The following is a 17884-nucleotide window of genomic DNA, read 5'->3' as shown; positions in this document are numbered from 1 at the left end:
TAACTTTTTCAACTCAACATAACATTCTACTTTTCACTATCTTTCTTTGATTCTTCATCTGAACCACTACCTTTTATTGCCTTCAGGAACTCTGTATTTGCTTTAATATTTTCATGCATCAAGTTCTCACCACTTGTATAGCTTTCATGATGGATACCATTTCCAAAATATTTATAGGCAAGGTCAAACCGAATCTTTTCTTTCATTTCATCTGGCATACCTTCCATATAGCGTGGTAAGGCATCTAGTTCTTTTGCAGTACGGTAAGCTTCATCTGCCAAACGTCGGTTCATAAAAGAACGCTTTAAGAGAAATGCAGCCAATGTAGTAGATAAAACGAGAAAAGAAATTTTTTGAATATAAAATTCAGCTGAAATATCACCATGTATTTTTTCAGGAAATCCAATCGAAAGATATTTTGAATCAAATCCAATAATATAAAAAGTCAAACCCAGAAAATAAAATCCAGCAATTAGCACAACTAAATAAAATAGAAATTCATATATTTGTGCTATTTTTTTAAATTTTATTGAATCATCTTCAAAAATTTCATTTATTTTTTTATTTTTTAGATCATCTTTAATTATCTGAGCTTCATTTATGATTTCTTCTAATTCATTTTTCGTCTTCTCTAAAAAATTTAATTCATTAGTAATTTTCTGATTATATTCTAATAATTTCAATCTATCAATTTCGTTACCCTTTAATCTACCTAAAACTAGTAAGTTATATGAAATATCAGTCAATACCTTAATTGGATTTTTCTTATTATCGTAAATTATAGCATCAGTATTATCAAAAATAGTTTTCGTAACAAAACTCTCAAAAGAACTATCGAAAGATTTAGAATTTTCCATAAAATCCAAAAGTTCATCAAAATATTTATTAATATTTATTATTTCATCAAGACACTTTTCATCAAATAAATTTTGATCATACTGTTTAAAATGATTATTAAATTTTATTTTATTATCTAAAAACTTTTGAATTAATGCTTTTCTTTTAACTTCAAACTCATCACTCATCTAAAATACACCCCAAAATTTTAAAAGTTTTTATAAAGTATTGACACCAAAATAGTAACTAAGTTACTTTATAAAAACCATAGCAAAATCTATGGTCAGGCGTGAGAACCTGAAATATTTTACTAACAGGCGCAAAAAAGTCCGCTAAGGGCTATTTTTTTGCGTAAAATTCGGCTGTGCCTTTTATGGCAGGCTGGACAGGGCAGCTTTGGCTGGCCGTTACCTGTTAGGACGGTATTCTCACCCCTGTTCAGTCTGTCACCATTACCGTGAGAAGTGATGGTGTCAGGTTAAAAACTTGACTAACAGGAACAAGCAAATGAATCATTTCGCTTTAACGGCTTCTGCTACCCAAAATTTAGACTGGGTCAGCATCATCAACAATCAAACCATTACCACTTCCCTAAAAGTTGCCGAAGTTTTTGGCAAACGTCACTCCCATGTTCTTCGCACATTGGAAAATTTAGAATGTTCTTCTGAATTTACATCAGCCCATTTTTGGGCTCATGTTCAAACCATTGAAATTGCGAATGGTGCAAAGCGAGAATCCAAATATTACCGAATGACCAAAGATGGTTTTATTTTCTTGGTGATGGGCTTTACTGGTACAAAGGCAGCACAAATCAAAGAACAGTACATCACCCTATTTAACCTCATGGCACAAAAGCTTTTACAGCAAAGCCAACCTGTACAACCTGCTCAAAATATTAATATTTATGTGATGCCTGAAGACTACAAAAAAGTGATGTTGCAACACATCAGCATTCAGGATTTTTTCCAACAGAACTATCAGCTCAGCCACCACAGTTTAGGTGAAGACGTGAAGCAAAGCCTGTCCCAGTTTTGGCTCACGGTGAAAGTCATGATGGGTACAGTCGAACTCAATCACACAAAAACAGAGCATCAACTGGCCCTGCATTTACGTCATGTTTAAGCATGTATAGCTTTGGTGATCTGGTTCACTTGATAGTGAATGGTGTTTAATAAAGCAGTTAGCTCGTCACCTGTGAGTGGGTGATCTAAATGCATTTTTGTTAGTGCTGACAATGTTAATTCAAGATTCTCAAGTGGATATCTAATTTCATCCAGTTTTTGTTCTGCAGTCATATTTTTCGTGCTGTTAATTTGAATTGTGGAACTCATTTTTCCCCCTGTTGATTTAGTGGGTATATTTTCTGACTAAATGGTAAAAAAATCTATATAGGAACGACACTTAGTGTCGTTTTATTTTTTCTTACAGCTAAAAATAAACACGCGGGTGGAAACTTGTGTGAGTTTAGACTTGATCACTTCCTGTTTTATAAACAGTGGATCGAATGAATAACGCAGCAGTTTTCGCATAAGGGGCAGTGGTGGCAGGGTCTTATCGAGCTGAGATGCGACCCGATAAACAGAAGAACCCCGACTTAGGTTGGGGTTTGGTTTTTTTCAAATTCATCCCACGCTTGCAAGAATAGTGAATTACAGAAATACGATCTCTGATGAAACTTATATATAAATTCTATTTCTTTCTCGAAATTAAACCAAAATATACCTGTATCTTCTAAATACTCTGCAACCTCCTCAAAACCAGTTGTAACCCATAGTAAGCAAGCTTGTTCGCTTAAACTCATAGTCTTACCAACCATATGATAATAAAAATCTTTTTCTTGTTCTGTTAATACTGAAGATTTTACTAGATCAAATATTGATTCATAAATTTTAAAATAAGTAATAAGTAATGTTGATACATGTAATTTATTACTACTTAACTCATCGATTGAGTCTAAAAAATCTTCCATAATTTTGAATCGGGTGATTTCATTTAATTGAGACCAATCCGATTCAACTCTCTTTAAAAATTGTTTGTACATATGATTAAAAATATGTTCATGATCATAAGTCTCACCATCATTTTTTATAGTCAAACTCTTCTTTGATTCATTCTTATGAGCTAATAAATTATTAATCATATTAGTAAAAATAGCATATTGAGATTCTTTTAATTGTTCCTGATGATTCTTTTCAGCTAAGTTTAATTGCCGAGTTGTCGCTTCTCTTGTTTCCTTCAAAGAAGTAACCTGCAACCATGTAGAGTAAGCAACAGCACATAATGCAATAGAGGAAATCAGTGTATTTAGGCTTCCATAAACATCGCCAACTGGCCCATAGTCTGCAAAATTTTTAAACTCTGCACCGAATAACCCCATCCAAGACATAGATAATTTAAACAAATACGGAAATGTAATCCAAATAAGGAAAACAAAAATACCTATTAACCACCAATTACACTTTAATTCTTTAGTTAATTTCATTTTATTCTTAACACTATGTTTTTAATTACTTAAATTGATTTGCATACGTTTCTACTATCGCCACCAATCCCCCACGCATTTCTTCACGTGTCTGGCGGTAGAAACCAAGTAGCTTTGTTTCTTCTTCAGATAAACTACTGTCAGCCGCTTCTGTTCGCCCCCAAAGTATATAGGCAACATTAAAGCCGTGATCTTCCAGTAAGTCGAGCTGATCCATATCTAAAGCGGCATTATGCTTCTCATAACGAACGATAGAGTTCTTTTTTACCCCTAAAATCTCTGCCAGCTCATCTTGAGTCTCTATACCCAAACGCTTCCGTTCATCTCTTAGACGATTACCGCGAGTATTCAAATCATCATTTTTCATACTTTTTCCTAAAAAAGCACTTGTAAATCACTATTAATCGTACTAAATTAGCAGTTACTTAGTTACTAATCACGATTTATGGGGATTTTCTCATGCAAAAACCAAATATTCAAACAAAAGAAAATAGAACTGAAATATCTGCTGTCCGTTTCTCTACTTTAGAAAAACAACTCCTAGAAGAAATCGCATTTAAAGCCAAGAAAAAACCTGCCGTTCTGATCCGTGAAGCCGTTCTTCAGGTCTATCCTGAACTCCGAAAAGCTGCCGACAAAAATAGCAAAGATGAATAATCTTTTCTTATTTATCAAACAAATAAATACAAATTGCTAATTAACACTCACATTTAGGTTATTCATGTCGGACATCCAAAGACGCATTGATGAACGCTTAAACCAACTGTTCTCATTTAAACGTGAGGGCGACTGGTACAGACAAGGTGTTTGCCCTCAGTGCAGCAAAAAAGAACTCTATACGCATGCCATTAACCCTCGTATCGTTAAATGTGGTCGCTTATCCGCAGGGACTGTTCGTTCAAAACTTGCGGTCATTAATCAGGGAACGATTGGCAAACATTTATATGATCCTGAACAGGCAGATGCTCTTTTAACCATGCGTGAAAGAAGAGGCAGAGCACGTAAAAACTAGCCAAAAGCCCACAACTATGTGGGCTTAATCATTTTTGTAGCTCAAAAACACAGTAAAGTTACGCAATTAGCTACAACCGAAATATAAATAAAAATCATGAATTATAAACAGTTATAACAAATTATATTTAGCTTCTACGGAAGTTACTGACTTTGATTAAAAGCTTCGACAAGATCCTGAGCATTCGGGTTGTAATAGGTATTAATCAAAATATCTATTTTTTTATGCCCCGTAATTTTAGCCAGGACTTCAACTGGTAATTTCTTTACACGAACCATTCGAGTGATGGCCTCATGCCTAGTATCATGAAAGTGCAAGCCACTCAGACCTATTGCTGCTTTTCGTTTTTCCCACATCAAACGAAATGCATTTTCAGACTGAGGAATTAGTTTTTGCCCTTTATGCTGAATCAACTCTAACAGTGCTTTGGCTTCTTTAGACAGCGGCACATTGCGCGGATCTCCATTTTTGGTCTTCGGCAGATGTACATAGTCATCATAAATATCTTTCTTTTGCATCGACAAGATTTCACCACGACGCATCGCTGTTTCTATGGCAAATAAAAAGCCCCATGCGACATAATGATCTGGCAAAACTGGAGTTTGACCACGTTCATACTTCAGAGCTTTCAACATGAGATCAATTTCAGAGTTATGAATCCGACGTGCCCTAGCCTTCGGCTTTTTAGGCTTGGTAATCATCATCCATGGGTTTTCATCAAGCAAAAATAATTCCTTCTGTGCAAAGGTAAAAACCGCACTATAGAAAGAGATCTCTTTTAAAACTGTATTTGCACCAACTTCTTTGGAGCGTTTATTCCTCCAGTTAGTCAATTGACGTGGGGTAATATCATAGATGGAAGTGCCCGATAAAAACCCAAATTTTTCATCAAAGACTTTGATCTGACCTTGCATCCATTTTCGTGAACTCGCAGATGGATTATATTGCCCAGTATATTGAAAATATTGCTCTATCAGTTCTTTAAAAGTAACCGTTGGTTTGATGCCTTTTTCTACTTCTTTCTTGTGAATTTTGGATTCTAATATTTTTTGAACTGCCCACTGTTCACATTCTCTGGCAGTATCGCGAGTACAGGAAAATTTTTCCCCTGCGATCTGTAATTGAATTCGATAAGTAAGTCCTCTTTTAATCGGTTTAGGTATTTTCATTGGTGAAGTTTTGGTGAATTCTTGGTGAAAATTATTGATTATTTATTCAAATTTACGCAAGTTTTGCGAAAAACAAAAAATTACAGCAATTAAAAAAGGGCTTACAAGTTATTGAAATTACTTGTAAACCCTTGCTTTATCTTGGTAGGCATATCCAGACTCGAACTGGAGACCTCTACGATGTCAACGTAGCGCTCTAACCAACTGAGCTATACGCCTAAAGTGCCTGTATCATATTCAGATTTTATTGGCTTGACAAGATTTTTCTGCGCTTGCTTAAAACAATTGAACACTCTTTAAGCAAAAGAGCAAATTCTTTCCACATTTCAGCTTTATGTTGCTGTTTTTTCTGAAAAACTAAGCAATGTTGCAGATCAATCAATTGCTTAAAAATCGACTGTTGCTCAGGTAAAGTCAACAAACTCAGTCGCAACATCCATTTCTGAAAGGTTTCCTCTGGCATTTTCTGCAAATCTTGATCCAGCCTTTGATTAAACTGGTGAATCAACTTCTCATATTGCGTACGCTGCGGACGATTCCGCCATACAATCACTGCGATATACAACAATAAAATACTTAAGATGGTTGTAATCAGCACCCACAATGATTTCGTCTGTGAATTAACTCCCCATGATTGCAGCCAACTGCGTTGCTGCTCGACATCATAACCTACAACTTTGCTTTGCCATTGATAGCTGGCATAGTCACTCCATACACGCAATTGATTGATCAACGACATACGTTGAGGACTAAACAATGTTGAGCTATTTTGCTGATGTGTTTCGCTTAGATAATTTTGCATGCCATTATCAATACGCTGCGGTGCAATCAATGCAGTGGGATCAATACGTTGCCAGTGCTGATCCACCCACACTTCTGCCCATGCATGAGCATCAAGCTGACGGACTTCCCAACTTTGATTATCGGGCGCAGGCTGCCCCCCCTGATAACCCACCACCACACGTGCAGGAATGCCTACGGCGCGCATGAGCACCACAAAACTCGATGCAAAATGTTCACAAAACCCAACTCGCGTCTGAAATAAAAATTGATCGACGCGATTGCCCTGTAAGGTTCCTGGGCTGAGGCTATAGCTAAATTTATTTTGACGATACCAATTCAATACATACTGTATATAGTGTTCAGGTTGTTGGCCACTTTCTTGATACAACTGTGCTGCCAATGCTTTACTGCGAGGATCTGTTTCAGGTAGTTGCAGATTTATGTAGCGAACATATTCAGGCAACAATCTATCGATTGACGATACAGATACCCACGTCAATGCAATCGGCTGGGTGGTTTGCACAGGTCGGCGTGACACAATACTGCCATCTTGACGTAGAACATAACGTTGACTTGCTGGGACTGAATATTCCAACCCCATCACCCAGCGCTGTTCAGGATCGGCTTGTAAATAGCTATAATTCAGGCGTTTTGCCTGAGCCAATTGTGGCTGTTCTTCTGTTTGCCATTGTTGATTGATTTCGCTACTGTTCCATTTCTGCCCATCAAAATGATCAAGCACCATTGCCCGCCAATACAGTTCGGAACGTGGTGGCAAACTTGAAACAGGTAAGACTATACGAAATGCCAAGGCATTGGATTGAGAAAGTTCGGCAATATCTCCGAGTGACAAAGTATCACTGACACCTGTGACTGCTTTATTCTGATCTGGCAGTGGAATATACCAAAGCGGTGGCAGGCGCGGAAAAAATAAAAATAAAATGATAAAAAACGGAAGCGCAAATAAAATTGCCTTAAAAATATGCAGTGTGTCTGTCCATAGCTCTTTTTTATTGGGCAAAGCATGTTCGGTGAAGTCAGCTTTCTGTATGGCATATAGCCCCAGCAATGATACAATCACACCCAGAAAAACCAGAATTGCCATATAAAAAGCCTGGGTATATAAAAACAAACTGGCAAATACAAAAAGTGCAAAGTTGAAACTGACCAAAGCATCACGTTTATCTTTACTTTCTAGCGCCTTGCCATACAGACACAAACTCAAGAATGCAACGCCAGCTTCAACACCAAAAAATGTCCGATATTGCAAATAAATACATGCCAGCCCAACAACAATAAAGCTTACACGAAATACTGCAGGCAAGACCAAAGATTTCTGACGCCCAAATATGCGTAATGTAACCAGCCACACAACGGCATATGCAACCAGCAAACTGACAGGAGCAAAAGCAATCTGGGCAAGTAAAATCAGTAACAGCACACCCAATAGCAAAAACTGGATTTGTTTATTCATGATTTATGCCTGTGCTAAAAATTTCTTGGCTTGCTGATATTGGCGAATGCCAGACCCCACCACCAGTTCGGCTTTAGGCAATAACATGCCATAAGCACGTTTTTCCTGTTCACACTGTTCAACCAGTGCCATCATCATTGAAAGGCGGACTTCATGCATGGTACTGGGCATTTTGGCATATTCGATGATCTGGATTTGTACATTCGGTTCTTGTTCAAAACGTTTGACAAACCAGCCTTGATCACGCGCCACATGCTTCCATGACACACGCTGCAAACTATCACCATCAACATAATTACGCAGATCATGAAATTCTTCCAAGCTTTGTTGCTGATGGCGGTGACTCAGTTTACTCTCACGCTGCATCTGCACAGCTTGTGGGGCAATCCAGACCTGATGTTGAAAATACAAATACGTCCATGCCCGAACCAGACCAAAGGGATAAGTCGCCATAATGCGGCAGCGCGGCAAAATATAGCGTCCACGTGCTTCAGGATGCAAACTGATCTGAATATCCTGCGTGACGTCTTTCATCATGATATATAAAGTCTGTTCTGCAATTTCAAAGCGTAAGAACCCTGGACTGGCTTTTGCCTGATGCAAACGCAATTTTAAAATAAAGGGCTGATTAACCTGCCCAACATCATCATCACTGAGCAGCTCAATTTTTAGCCCATGTAGCTGTTTAAATGCCAGATAAAAACTCATGGCTAAAAGTGCACTGACCAGAAAACATAAACTCAGCACCAGATTATTGGCGTAGTTAATCCCCGCAATAAAAGTTAAAAGAATTAATACACCATATAAAATGCCATCCCGATGCAAGAACACCAAAATATCACGCTGCTTAATTTGTTTTTCTGCCTGCATTTGAAAGCGCCGACTCATCCACGCTAAAATTCTCTGACGCATGCGCTCTCTCGTTCTAATTCTAAATTAATAACTTACAGGTACTCGCTGCATCAATTGTTGTGCTTCTAATTCACTTAAACCAATCCGATGTGCGACTACCGCAGCAAAAACTGCCTGTACATCATCTGTGGTTGCAAACGCTCTCTGCTGTATCATCGCATATGCTTGTATTGCATTTTTCAGGGCAATCACACCTCGGGTAGATAAACCCTGTAGACCTGTACGGGTTTTTTCAGCCAGATCTAGAATATAATCCAGAACTGCATCACTGACTTCAATCTGCTGGCGTAACTGCTGCAATGTCAGCAAATCCTGTGCAGAAAAAATTTCAGGCAAATCTGACAATAAACTCTGCCGACTTGGATCAGTCAATAATGCGCGTTCAGCAGAACGTGATGGATAACCCAGTGATAAGCGCATTAAAAATCGGTCTAACTGGGATTCAGGCAAGGCATACGTCCCACTTTGAAATAACGGGTTTTGAGTCGCCACCACCCAAAATGGCTGAGGCAAACGGTAATGCACCGCATCTAACGTCACGCTCCCCTCTTCCATGGCTTCAAGCAAGGCGCTCTGGGTTTTCGGACTACTACGGTTAATTTCATCTGCCAGTAAAATCTGGGTAAAAATCGGCCCTTGCTTAAATTCAAATTGCTGAATTTTTTGATTAAATAAATTAATCCCAATCACATCGCTCGCCAACATATCATTGGTAAACTGAATGCGGTTAAAGCTTAAACCTGTCAATTTTGCCAAGGCATGCGACAAGGTTGTTTTTCCCAAACCAGGCAAATCCTCAAACAAAACATGGCCACCCGCCAACAAAGCAGCTAACGCTAATTCGGTTTGTTGTGGCTTATCTAAAATAATTTGATTAATTTCGAGTAAAAACTGTTTAATTTTTGGAAAAAATGTTGCGAGCTGACTTTCAAAATCTGTTTCATTTACAGTTTTTTGTTTTTTATGAACTTCCCACATAAATTATGCCTAAAAAATAGAAAACGGTGCATGTTGTAACATACACCGTTTAACCAGTCATTCAAAAAATTAAGCTTAGCCTATTAGCAAGGGCATTTTTTGATACCTGATTTTGCAGAAGGATAACGCACATCAACACAATGCCGATAAAACGTTTTTGCATCCATGGGCGTCAGGTCTGGATGATGCTGACGCATATGCTCCAAATAGGTTGCATAGTCAGGCACGCCCACCATCAGGCGAAAACTTTGCTGTAATCGCTGCCAAAGGATTGCTATTTTAGACCAGTTTTTAGGCGATAGTAGCAGATGTTTTTGCGACAAAATCGTCATCTTAATGATTTTTGCCACAACCGTTGTTCCCTGCTTAGCAAATTTCAAATTCATGATGCTTCTCCTGAAACTCGTGCAGTAGCGGCTGTTTCTGAAACAACATCGGCATACTCGGCAGGTGCTTCATGAACCGTTGGTTTATTGCTTGCCAACGCACGACGAACAGCACCAATTGAAGCAAAAATCATCACGACCAATACAATCATAAAGAAAGCACACAATGCCGCATTAATCTGATTGGATAACACAATGGTTTGCATTTCAGCCAATGATTTTGCTGGTTTTAACACCTCGCCACGTGCAATTGCATCAGAAAATTTATTGGCCTGTGCCAAAAAGCCGATTTTTGGGTTGGTATGAAAAATCTTTTGCCAGCCTGCCACCATTGATGTGACTACCAAAAAGACTGTCGGTAAAATGGTGACCCAGACATATTTCTCTTTTTTCATTTTAAAGAGAATGACTGTCCCTAGAGTTAATGCCATTGCTGCCAGCATTTGGTTACCAATCCCAAACAATGGCCAGAGTGAATTAACCCCACCTAAAGGGTCGACTACACCTTGATAAACAAAGTATCCCCAACCCGCGACCGCGACAAATGTTCCAATCATATTACCCGCAAAAGAACGTGATGCTTTTACAGAAGGAATCACTATACCCACTGTATCTTGAACCATGAAACGACAAGCACGTGTTCCAGCATCAACCGCAGTTAAAATAAACAAGGCTTCAAATAAAATAGCAAAGTGATACCAGAACGCCATCATTGAGCGATTATTAAAAATCTCAGACAGGATATGTGCCATACCAATCGCAAATGTTGGTGCACCACCTGCACGAGAAAGAATCGATTTCTCACCTACTTCCTGAGCCAATAATGTCAACGACTCTGGCGTAACTACAAACCCTAAATGACGAACAGCTTCTGAAGCGCTTTGCACATCAACACCGAGTAAAGCCGCTGGCGAGTTAATCGCAAAATACACACCAGGATCAAGTACTGTTGCACAAATCAGCGCCATGATTCCGACAAAAGATTCTGTCAGCATACCACCATAACCGATCATACGAATATGACTTTCATTTTCAATGAGTTTTGGCGTTGTACCACTTGCAACCAAGGCATGGAAGCCTGAAATTGCACCACAAGCAATCGTAATAAATAGGAAAGGAAATAAGCTACCTGCAAAGACTGGCCCTGTACCATCAATAAAATGAGTGATTGCTGGCATCTTTAAGCCCGGCATTGCAATCACAATACCTACAGCCAAACCTGCGATCACACCAATTTTCAAAAATGTTGATAAATAATCACGTGGTGCAAGCAATAACCACACTGGTAGAACCGAAGCAATAAAACCATATGTGATCAAACACCAAGTCAATTGTGTTCCAGACAAGGTGAAAACTGGCCCCCAATATGGATGCTGCGAAACATCACCACCATAGATAATCGCCATCATCATCAAAATAAATCCGATGACAGATACTTCAGCAATTTTCCCTGGGCGGATAAAACGCATATAAATACCCATAAACAAGGCGATTGGTATCGTCATAGCAATACTGAACAATCCCCATGGGCTATTGGTCAATGCTTTTACAACAACCAGTGCCAAGACTGCCAGAATAATAATCATGACGCCCAATGTACCGAGCATCACGACAATGCCAGCAAATGAGCCAAGCTCTTCTTTGGCCATTTCACCCAGTGAGTTGCCATTACGGCGCACCGAAATAAACAATACAAGAAAATCCTGAACAGCACCTGCAAACACAACACCAGCCAATAACCAGATTGTGCCCGGCAAATAACCCATTTGCGCAGCGAGAATTGGCCCTACCAAAGGGCCTGCACCAGCAATAGCCGCAAAATGATGTCCATACAATACGTATTTATTTGTAGGGACATAATCAAGACCATCGGAAAGACGATAAGCAGGCGTTAGCCGCTTTGGATCGAGTTCAAAAATATTCTTTGCGATATAAAGACTATAAAAACGATAAGCTATGCTATACACACACAGGGCTGCCAAAACCAGCCATACAGCATTGATATGTTCACCACGGTGAAGAGCTAACATTCCAAAAGATACAGCGCCGATGATCGCCACCAGTATCCACATAATTTTTGAAGTAAAAGAACTTTTACTTTGATGTTGATAACTGTCCATGCTTTTCCTCGCCTGCTTAAAAACAGTGCTTTTCTTTATTGTAAATTGTTACAATTCCTTGTGAATGTACACCCCATATTATTATTTTGATCTAAGACTTTGGCATAAAAAAAGGGGTGAATATCTTCACCCCTCCAATAATAGCGGATTTATTCGCCATTATGCACGTTCTAAATATTCACCTGTACGGGTGTCTACACGAACGCTTTCTTCTTGCTGAACAAACAGTGGTACACGAACAACTGCGCCAGTTTCAAGTTTTGCAGGTTTACCGCCACCACCAGAAGTATCACCACGAACACCTGGATCAGTTTCAACGATTTTCAAAACCACGAAGTTTGGTGCACTTACGTTTAATGGTACGCCATTAAATAACATGATCGTACATTTTTCATTTGAATCGTCTTTTAACCATTTTGCAGCATCGCCCATTGCAGTTTTATCTGCAGCGATTTGCTCAAATGTTACAGGATCCATAAAGTTCCAAAGTTCGCCATCATTGTAAAGGTAGTCCATTTCTACTTCTACAATATCAGCCGCTTCTAGAGAGTCACCTGATTTAAAGGTTTTTTCTAATACTTTACCTGTTCTAAGGTTACGTAATTTCACACGGTTAAAGGCTTGGCCCTTACCTGGTTTTACGTATTCATTTTCCATGATCGAACATGGATTACTATCAAGCATGACTTTTAAGCCTTGCTTAAACTCATTTGTAGAATAATTGGCCATGACTGGCTCACTCCAAACTTACTAACTTAAATCAATTAATGCTAGACTAGCATTATTTTTAACGTGTGGCATGATAAACTATTTGTACCAAGAGCAAAACTGGAAAACTCAACTCAGTGATCTAATTACTGACCCAAAAGAGTTACTTCAGCAACTTCAGCTCTCAACAGATCAATTATTATCAGGGGCAATCCTCGCTTCTGAACAGTTTAAATTGCGTGTCCCTCGTGCGTTCGTTGAAAAAATGAACGTTGCTGACCCATTTGATCCACTTTTACTGCAAGTTTTACCTCATCACCTAGAATTAGAAGAGCATGAAGGCTTTGTTACCGATCCACTTGGGGAAGAGCAAGCCAATCAACTTCCTGGCGTTTTACATAAGTACCAGTCACGATTCTTACTCACTTTGACAGGTGCTTGTGCAGTTCACTGCCGTTACTGTTTCCGCCGCCACTTTCCTTATCAGGAAAACTTACCTAAGAATGACGACTGGATCAATATTCGGCAATATCTGCTTGACCATCCAGACATTAATGAAGTCATTCTCAGTGGTGGAGACCCGCTCACGCTGACCAATCAGAAACTGGCATTATGGGTAGAGCGTCTCGAAAGCTTACCTCAATTAAAAATTTTACGAATTCACTCCAGAGTCCCGATCGTCATTCCAAGCCGAATAGATGAAGAGCTAGTTTCCTTATTAAAAAACAGTAGGCTACATACTATACTGGTGATACACTCTAATCATGAGTCAGAGATTGATGATTATACTGTCAGACAGTTACATAGATTAACTGAAAAACAAGTCACAGTTCTCAATCAAGCGGTATTATTAAAAGGAGTTAATGACTCTGCCGAACAACTTGCAGCATTAAGCTATCGTCTATTAGATGCGCGAGTTATGCCTTATTACTTACATGTTCTAGATAAGGTAAAAGGGGCTCATCATTTTGATTTGGCAACTGACTCAATCAATCAAATTTATACAGAACTACTCGCGAGACTACCAGGATATTTAGTCCCCAAATTGGTCAGGGAAATTGCGGGAGAAAACAATAAAACGCCTTTATATGGAACGCCTATTTTTTAGTGGTGACGTATGACAACAATAAATCAAAGTGACTTTTTTACAGCGCCGATTGAACAATATCGGACTGAATTGAGTTTTTGTGCAGCAAGTGTAAAAGGCATTCAAGAATGGCTTTTGCATTTGCCATCCGTGCATTTAGGTGATTCATCCAAATCTCTGTTGAATGCTGTCATTGAAATTTTAGAGCTTAAATGTGATGAGACTTTACGTTTTGATTTAATTCAGAGTCTACATTTATCTTTAGAGCAAGTTCTTGGAACATTAGAGAAATATTTTCTTAGTGACGTTTCATCGGTCATGAATCACAATGAGTCGATCGTAGAGCTTGCTCAACAATTTCGCTGTTATATTGCGCGTACTTATATTCATATTGCTTTTCAATCTCACACCGAACTCACTTCCAAGCAGTTTTCTTTATTTGCTTTTCGACAAAAAAAACACTTACAAGATGTTCGTAGCCTGAGCACCTATTATGCGTTACAACAATTAAGCCTACTCAAATTTCAACAACAGGTTCTTTATAAAAGCAGTTTGGTTGGTCAATGGCGCATCGGGCATCAGCTTTTTATACTGGCTGAATATCATGATTTTCATCTTGAAGATATTAATTACCTGCATGGCTCTATTCATCAACTCAGTAATATTTATCAACTCTATAACCAGATCAATTTACTGGATATTTTAAATACCCACCAGATTCGTCCAATAGAAATTCAAGCGTTATTTCAATGTTCGTATCAATGGGTGCAACTTATCCAAATTACAGATAAAGAATCCCCAACGTCTCGCTATATTATTGATCCAAATAAAGACTTCCCTCCTGTGTTGAATAATACACAGTTAAAAAAGAGCGAAGACTGCTATTTTATTGAGACACAAGCATTACTCGAACATATTAATCTTGCCAACTTACCGCAAAATAAACATATTTCACCGACAGAAAAGCATTATTTAAGCGCATCCCTGATCTTCCATGTTCAAAATGTGCTGAATAATATCCCTGAACGTCGTTATGAACGTTATGACTATGTAGCAACCATTCAGTTGGCTTTTGGTTTACAAAGTGCTCATTATTATCTATCGCATGCCACTCATTTTGAGGACACTTTACAGTTAGTCAGCAAAGTTCATTTACAGCAAAACAACTCTAAATTCTTATCAGGCTGGAATGATGAACCCGCACCATCGATCAACAACAAATCACTGTATGCAGTACTTGATCCTGAAGCGAAGCAAATTCACACCTGTACTATTATGGACATCAGTATCAATGGATATCGTATTCGTTGGACAGGCGATGTTCCAAAACAACTCCGCGCAGGCGAATTTATTCTAGTGCAAGAAAATGCTCAAACCCCTTGGCGTGGTGGAGTTATTCGCTGGTTAAAACAAGCATCTCCTAAACACCTCGAATTTGGTATAGAGATTCTCTCTCAAGACTTAACTCCCTGTGCAGTACAACTGAGCGCTGATCGCAACACAATGCTTTACCATCCCGCTATTTTACTCAGCAATCAGGTACTCAATAAAACTCATCTTTCACTTGTTGTGCCTGGGCATCAAACCTTTAAGTCGCAACAAGGAATTAGCCTCCGATTAGGTAATAAGCAGCTTAAAATTTATCTCAATGAGATAAAATTAATTAGCCAAAGCTTTTCACAATTTGATTTTGAGTTATTAAATGACAATGAACAGGTTATACTTGAACAACATATACAGCAGCATGCTGAAACCATTAAAAAACAAGACGTGTGGGAAAGTCTAAAATGAGAAATGCTTTTTTATCCAACAAGCTTAAGCAAACTAAGACTCGTTTACTCATTATCGATGACAACCAAATCCGTTATAACCAAATTGTTGATCTCTTGACATCTAAAGGTCATCAGGTCGATGCTTTTTTACTCGATGATATTAAAAGTTTTGAGAAGCAGCTGCACACGCATTGGGATGTTGTCTTGTTTGGACGCGCTTATGACTTAAAGTTTGAACAGGCTTTGGCACTCATTCACGCTTCTAATCAACCGCAACTCCCATTATTGCTGTTAAATCCTGAGGATTATCAGCCATCACAATATTTAAACTATATCAATAAAGGCGTATACGACTTATTTAACCTCGATTATCCAGATCGTTTTTATATTGGTCTGGTTCGTACTTTATCGTATAGCCGCTCTTTACAGGCGCAGCAACACTTACTCAAAGAACTAGAAATTGCTGAAACTCATATTCAAACACACGCTAACGACACACATAAAGCTGTTGCTGTGATTCAGGAAGGAATTCACATTAAAGCCAATCCAGAATATCTGGCACTGTTCGGCTTTAAAAAAGAAGATGAAATTTTCGGGTTACCTCTGCTTGATGTGTTACAACCCGAACAACTTCAGGATTTTAAACAGCGTTTTAAACGCATTACACAGCGCAATTTCGATCAAGCGCGTTTTGAGATTAAATCGCTCAATCCAAATGCACAATCGAAAGGCAATATACTTCGAGTTGAGTTTTTACCAGATAACGCGCAGGATGCTGTGCAAATTTCCATTGAAACGGACAGCCCTCAAGCAAATTCTGGTAAAACAGGTGTTGAAACTGGTAGTAGCCCTGCTCGTCTTTATGAGCAGTTCAACCGAAAAATGCTGAACGAACCTGCCAATAAAAATGCAGTTGTTATATTTTTATTGACAGACTTTCACGAGCAAATTGCGAAGCTGAACCAAGTGCAAACAAGCGAATATCTTAAAGCAGTGCAAGGGTTTATTCAGGAGCATGCCCATAATACTGTCATTAAAGTGACCCCTGCTCTCTTTATCGGTTTATGTCAGGCAGCAAACGAAGATCTGCTTCACTCAAAACTTCAAGGTTTAACGCCACTTTTAAAACCGCAATTGCTCGAATTCAATTCAGAAAATTATTCGGTACAGTTTGTGATTGGCTATAGTGAGATTGAAGGCGCAATACAAAGTCAGGAGCAATTTGATTTTCTCATTACTCAAGGTTTATCACACCCATTACAGCATGAAAAAGCCAAAGCTCATGAAATTAAGTTCTCTGGTTTTGACAGTGAAGAAGTACCACCTACGTTGATGTTAGGTGCTCAGTTGGATCGTGAGCATATGTTGCTTACCGAATTACATCGTGCAATTGAGCAAAATACCATACATCTGAAATATCAGCAGCTTTATGATAAACAAGATACTGAACCTTATATTTATGAAGTCACCAGTGGTGTGATTTTTGACAAACAATGGTTAGCTCTTGAAGATTTAAATGACTTAAATAGCGATGTAGAACTTGCTGTAAAACTAGATCGCTGGATTTTGGTTGAAGCATCCAAACAACTCTATAATTTCATTACACAATACCCAAATAGTAAACTCATCATCAATTTGAACATTCATGTATTATTGCATGATAAACAGATTGTTAATTTGGTTGAGAAATTGTTCTCAATTATTCGTAACACACGAAACCATCCGTTAATCCTACAATTTTCAGCCCTAGATATCATCCAACATGCGGAGCGAGTTACACCTGTATTACAACAGCTTCGTATTCAAGGTGCATTAATTTCTGTGCGTCACTTTGGTGTAGATGATAGCTGCATGAGCTTACTATCACGTGATGACATTGATCTATATCGTTTAGATTCGAAACTAGCCGATAGTTTAAATGATGATAAAGAACTGACAGAGTTGCAATTGCAGGTGCAAAAATACAAAGAAATTGCTGAAGTCGATATGATTCTACCTATGCTCAACAATATGAATAGCTTTGCAAACGCATGGAATATTGATGTACGTTATTTGCAAGGTGATTACTTCCAGAAGAAGCTTGATCACTTAATTGATGGGCAAGACCACTAAGGTCTTGTCTATTTATTTCATCAAGAGATAGGCATAAAAAAACGGGCAAATT

At 38.5% G+C, this 17884-nt stretch carries 17 protein-coding genes and 1 tRNA gene; 6 read left to right on the top strand and 12 right to left on the bottom strand.

From position 1 onward, the window contains the following. Positions 1-26 precede the first annotated feature (26 nt). Positions 27-1025 (bottom strand): hypothetical protein, encoded by a 999-nt coding sequence (locus tag ACX1N5_RS01545; RefSeq protein ID WP_458800235.1) that lies wholly within the window; start codon positions 1023-1025, stop codon positions 27-29. A 319-nt stretch (positions 1026-1344) separates the two neighbouring features. Here ACX1N5_RS01545 and ACX1N5_RS01540 point away from each other — a divergent pair, with 319 nt between their 5' ends. Beyond that, complete coding sequence (locus ACX1N5_RS01540; RefSeq protein ID WP_458800233.1) at positions 1345-1959, top strand: Rha family transcriptional regulator; 615 nt, start codon at positions 1345-1347, stop codon at positions 1957-1959. Here ACX1N5_RS01540 and ACX1N5_RS01535 read toward each other — a convergent pair. The 3 genes from ACX1N5_RS01535 to ACX1N5_RS01525 all read right to left on the bottom strand — a co-directional run bounded on the left by ACX1N5_RS01535 (position 1956) and on the right by ACX1N5_RS01525 (position 3686). Then, entirely contained in the window at positions 1956-2168 is a 213-nt protein-coding gene (locus ACX1N5_RS01535; protein ID WP_458800231.1) for a hypothetical protein, read from the bottom strand. The two genes, ACX1N5_RS01540 and ACX1N5_RS01535, sit on opposite strands and share 4 nt — an antisense overlap. A gap of 263 nt (positions 2169-2431) precedes the next feature. Next, on the bottom strand, positions 2432-3319 hold the full coding sequence (locus tag ACX1N5_RS01530; protein ID WP_458800229.1) for a hypothetical protein: 888 nt from the start codon (positions 3317-3319) through the stop codon (positions 2432-2434). A gap of 25 nt (positions 3320-3344) precedes the next feature. Next, on the bottom strand, positions 3345-3686 hold the full coding sequence (locus ACX1N5_RS01525) for a helix-turn-helix domain-containing protein (protein ID WP_131387802.1): 342 nt from the start codon (positions 3684-3686) through the stop codon (positions 3345-3347). A gap of 92 nt (positions 3687-3778) precedes the next feature. Between ACX1N5_RS01525 and ACX1N5_RS01520 the strand changes: the two genes are divergently transcribed. Both ACX1N5_RS01520 and ACX1N5_RS01515 read left to right on the top strand, forming a co-directional pair. Next, entirely contained in the window at positions 3779-3976 is a 198-nt protein-coding gene (locus ACX1N5_RS01520) for a hypothetical protein (RefSeq protein ID WP_458800227.1), read from the top strand. A gap of 64 nt (positions 3977-4040) precedes the next feature. Next, entirely contained in the window at positions 4041-4331 is a 291-nt protein-coding gene (locus ACX1N5_RS01515) for a hypothetical protein (RefSeq protein ID WP_458800277.1), read from the top strand. A gap of 143 nt (positions 4332-4474) precedes the next feature. Here ACX1N5_RS01515 and ACX1N5_RS01510 read toward each other — a convergent pair whose 3' ends face one another. From ACX1N5_RS01510 to efp, 8 genes are all read right to left on the bottom strand, one after another. After that, complete coding sequence (locus tag ACX1N5_RS01510; protein ID WP_458800225.1) at positions 4475-5500, bottom strand: tyrosine-type recombinase/integrase; 1026 nt, start codon at positions 5498-5500, stop codon at positions 4475-4477. A 142-nt stretch (positions 5501-5642) separates the two neighbouring features. Further along, positions 5643-5719 (bottom strand) — tRNA-Val (locus ACX1N5_RS01505). Positions 5720-5744: 25 nt separating this feature from the next. After that, positions 5745-7757, bottom strand: a complete 2013-nt coding sequence (locus ACX1N5_RS01500) for a transglutaminase family protein (protein ID WP_458800223.1) — start codon at positions 7755-7757, stop codon at positions 5745-5747. A 3-nt stretch (positions 7758-7760) separates the two neighbouring features. Continuing rightward, the gene (locus ACX1N5_RS01495) at positions 7761-8669 is read right to left on the bottom strand and encodes a DUF58 domain-containing protein (RefSeq protein WP_458800221.1); all 909 of its coding nucleotides are present in this window, start codon (positions 8667-8669) and stop codon (positions 7761-7763) included. A gap of 24 nt (positions 8670-8693) precedes the next feature. After that, positions 8694-9647 (bottom strand): AAA family ATPase, encoded by a 954-nt coding sequence (locus ACX1N5_RS01490; RefSeq protein ID WP_458800219.1) that lies wholly within the window; start codon positions 9645-9647, stop codon positions 8694-8696. A gap of 83 nt (positions 9648-9730) precedes the next feature. Beyond that, complete coding sequence (locus ACX1N5_RS01485; RefSeq protein ID WP_171458154.1) at positions 9731-10036, bottom strand: YbdD/YjiX family protein; 306 nt, start codon at positions 10034-10036, stop codon at positions 9731-9733. After that, positions 10030-12153: a carbon starvation CstA family protein gene (locus ACX1N5_RS01480; RefSeq protein WP_458800217.1), complete on the bottom strand. Its 2124-nt coding sequence runs from the start codon at positions 12151-12153 to the stop codon at positions 10030-10032. Before ACX1N5_RS01480 ends, ACX1N5_RS01485 begins: the two co-directional genes overlap by 7 nt. A 159-nt stretch (positions 12154-12312) precedes the next feature. Next, positions 12313-12882 (bottom strand): elongation factor P, encoded by a 570-nt coding sequence (gene efp / locus ACX1N5_RS01475; protein ID WP_004752965.1) that lies wholly within the window; start codon positions 12880-12882, stop codon positions 12313-12315. A 70-nt stretch (positions 12883-12952) separates the two neighbouring features. On the opposite strand from efp, the gene epmB reads away from it, so the two are divergent. From epmB to ACX1N5_RS01460, 3 genes are read left to right on the top strand one after another with little or no spacing between them, the layout of a single operon-like run. Then, positions 12953-13969, top strand: a complete 1017-nt coding sequence (gene epmB / locus ACX1N5_RS01470; protein ID WP_458800214.1) for an EF-P beta-lysylation protein EpmB — start codon at positions 12953-12955, stop codon at positions 13967-13969. Positions 13970-13978: 9 nt separating this feature from the next. Beyond that, positions 13979-15739: a GTPase gene (locus ACX1N5_RS01465; protein ID WP_458800211.1), complete on the top strand. Its 1761-nt coding sequence runs from the start codon at positions 13979-13981 to the stop codon at positions 15737-15739. Beyond that, complete coding sequence (locus tag ACX1N5_RS01460; RefSeq protein ID WP_458800209.1) at positions 15736-17832, top strand: EAL domain-containing protein; 2097 nt, start codon at positions 15736-15738, stop codon at positions 17830-17832. Before ACX1N5_RS01465 ends, ACX1N5_RS01460 begins: the two co-directional genes overlap by 4 nt. The last annotated feature ends 52 nt before the right edge of the window (positions 17833-17884 follow it).

Source organism: Acinetobacter sp. ANC 4636 (assembly GCF_054454555.1).
The sequence above is the reverse complement of the archived record's forward strand: the minus strand, read 5'-3'. Positions and strand labels throughout refer to the sequence as shown.

Bases quoted from the DNA above. Each gene is read 5' to 3' on its own strand.
- ACX1N5_RS01495 (WP_458800221.1), bottom strand. From the start codon at position 8,669: ATGCGTCAGAGAATTTTAGCGTGGATGAGTCGGCGCTTTCAAATGCAG.
- ACX1N5_RS01460 (WP_458800209.1), top strand. From the start codon at position 15,736: ATGAGAAATGCTTTTTTATCCAACAAGCTTAAGCAAACTAAGACTCGT.
- ACX1N5_RS01535 (WP_458800231.1), bottom strand. From the start codon at position 2,168: ATGAGTTCCACAATTCAAATTAACAGCACGAAAAATATGACTGCAGAA.
- ACX1N5_RS01530 (WP_458800229.1), bottom strand. From the start codon at position 3,319: ATGAAATTAACTAAAGAATTAAAGTGTAATTGGTGGTTAATAGGTATT.
- ACX1N5_RS01540 (WP_458800233.1), top strand. From the start codon at position 1,345: ATGAATCATTTCGCTTTAACGGCTTCTGCTACCCAAAATTTAGACTGG.
- ACX1N5_RS01515 (WP_458800277.1), top strand. From the start codon at position 4,041: ATGTCGGACATCCAAAGACGCATTGATGAACGCTTAAACCAACTGTTC.
- ACX1N5_RS01490 (WP_458800219.1), bottom strand. From the start codon at position 9,647: ATGTGGGAAGTTCATAAAAAACAAAAAACTGTAAATGAAACAGATTTT.
- ACX1N5_RS01465 (WP_458800211.1), top strand. From the start codon at position 13,979: ATGACAACAATAAATCAAAGTGACTTTTTTACAGCGCCGATTGAACAA.
- ACX1N5_RS01500 (WP_458800223.1), bottom strand. From the start codon at position 7,757: ATGAATAAACAAATCCAGTTTTTGCTATTGGGTGTGCTGTTACTGATT.
- ACX1N5_RS01545 (WP_458800235.1), bottom strand. From the start codon at position 1,025: ATGAGTGATGAGTTTGAAGTTAAAAGAAAAGCATTAATTCAAAAGTTT.
- ACX1N5_RS01480 (WP_458800217.1), bottom strand. From the start codon at position 12,153: ATGGACAGTTATCAACATCAAAGTAAAAGTTCTTTTACTTCAAAAATT.
- ACX1N5_RS01520 (WP_458800227.1), top strand. From the start codon at position 3,779: ATGCAAAAACCAAATATTCAAACAAAAGAAAATAGAACTGAAATATCT.
- epmB (WP_458800214.1), top strand. From the start codon at position 12,953: ATGATAAACTATTTGTACCAAGAGCAAAACTGGAAAACTCAACTCAGT.
- efp (WP_004752965.1), bottom strand. From the start codon at position 12,882: ATGGCCAATTATTCTACAAATGAGTTTAAGCAAGGCTTAAAAGTCATG.
- ACX1N5_RS01510 (WP_458800225.1), bottom strand. From the start codon at position 5,500: ATGAAAATACCTAAACCGATTAAAAGAGGACTTACTTATCGAATTCAA.
- ACX1N5_RS01525 (WP_131387802.1), bottom strand. From the start codon at position 3,686: ATGAAAAATGATGATTTGAATACTCGCGGTAATCGTCTAAGAGATGAA.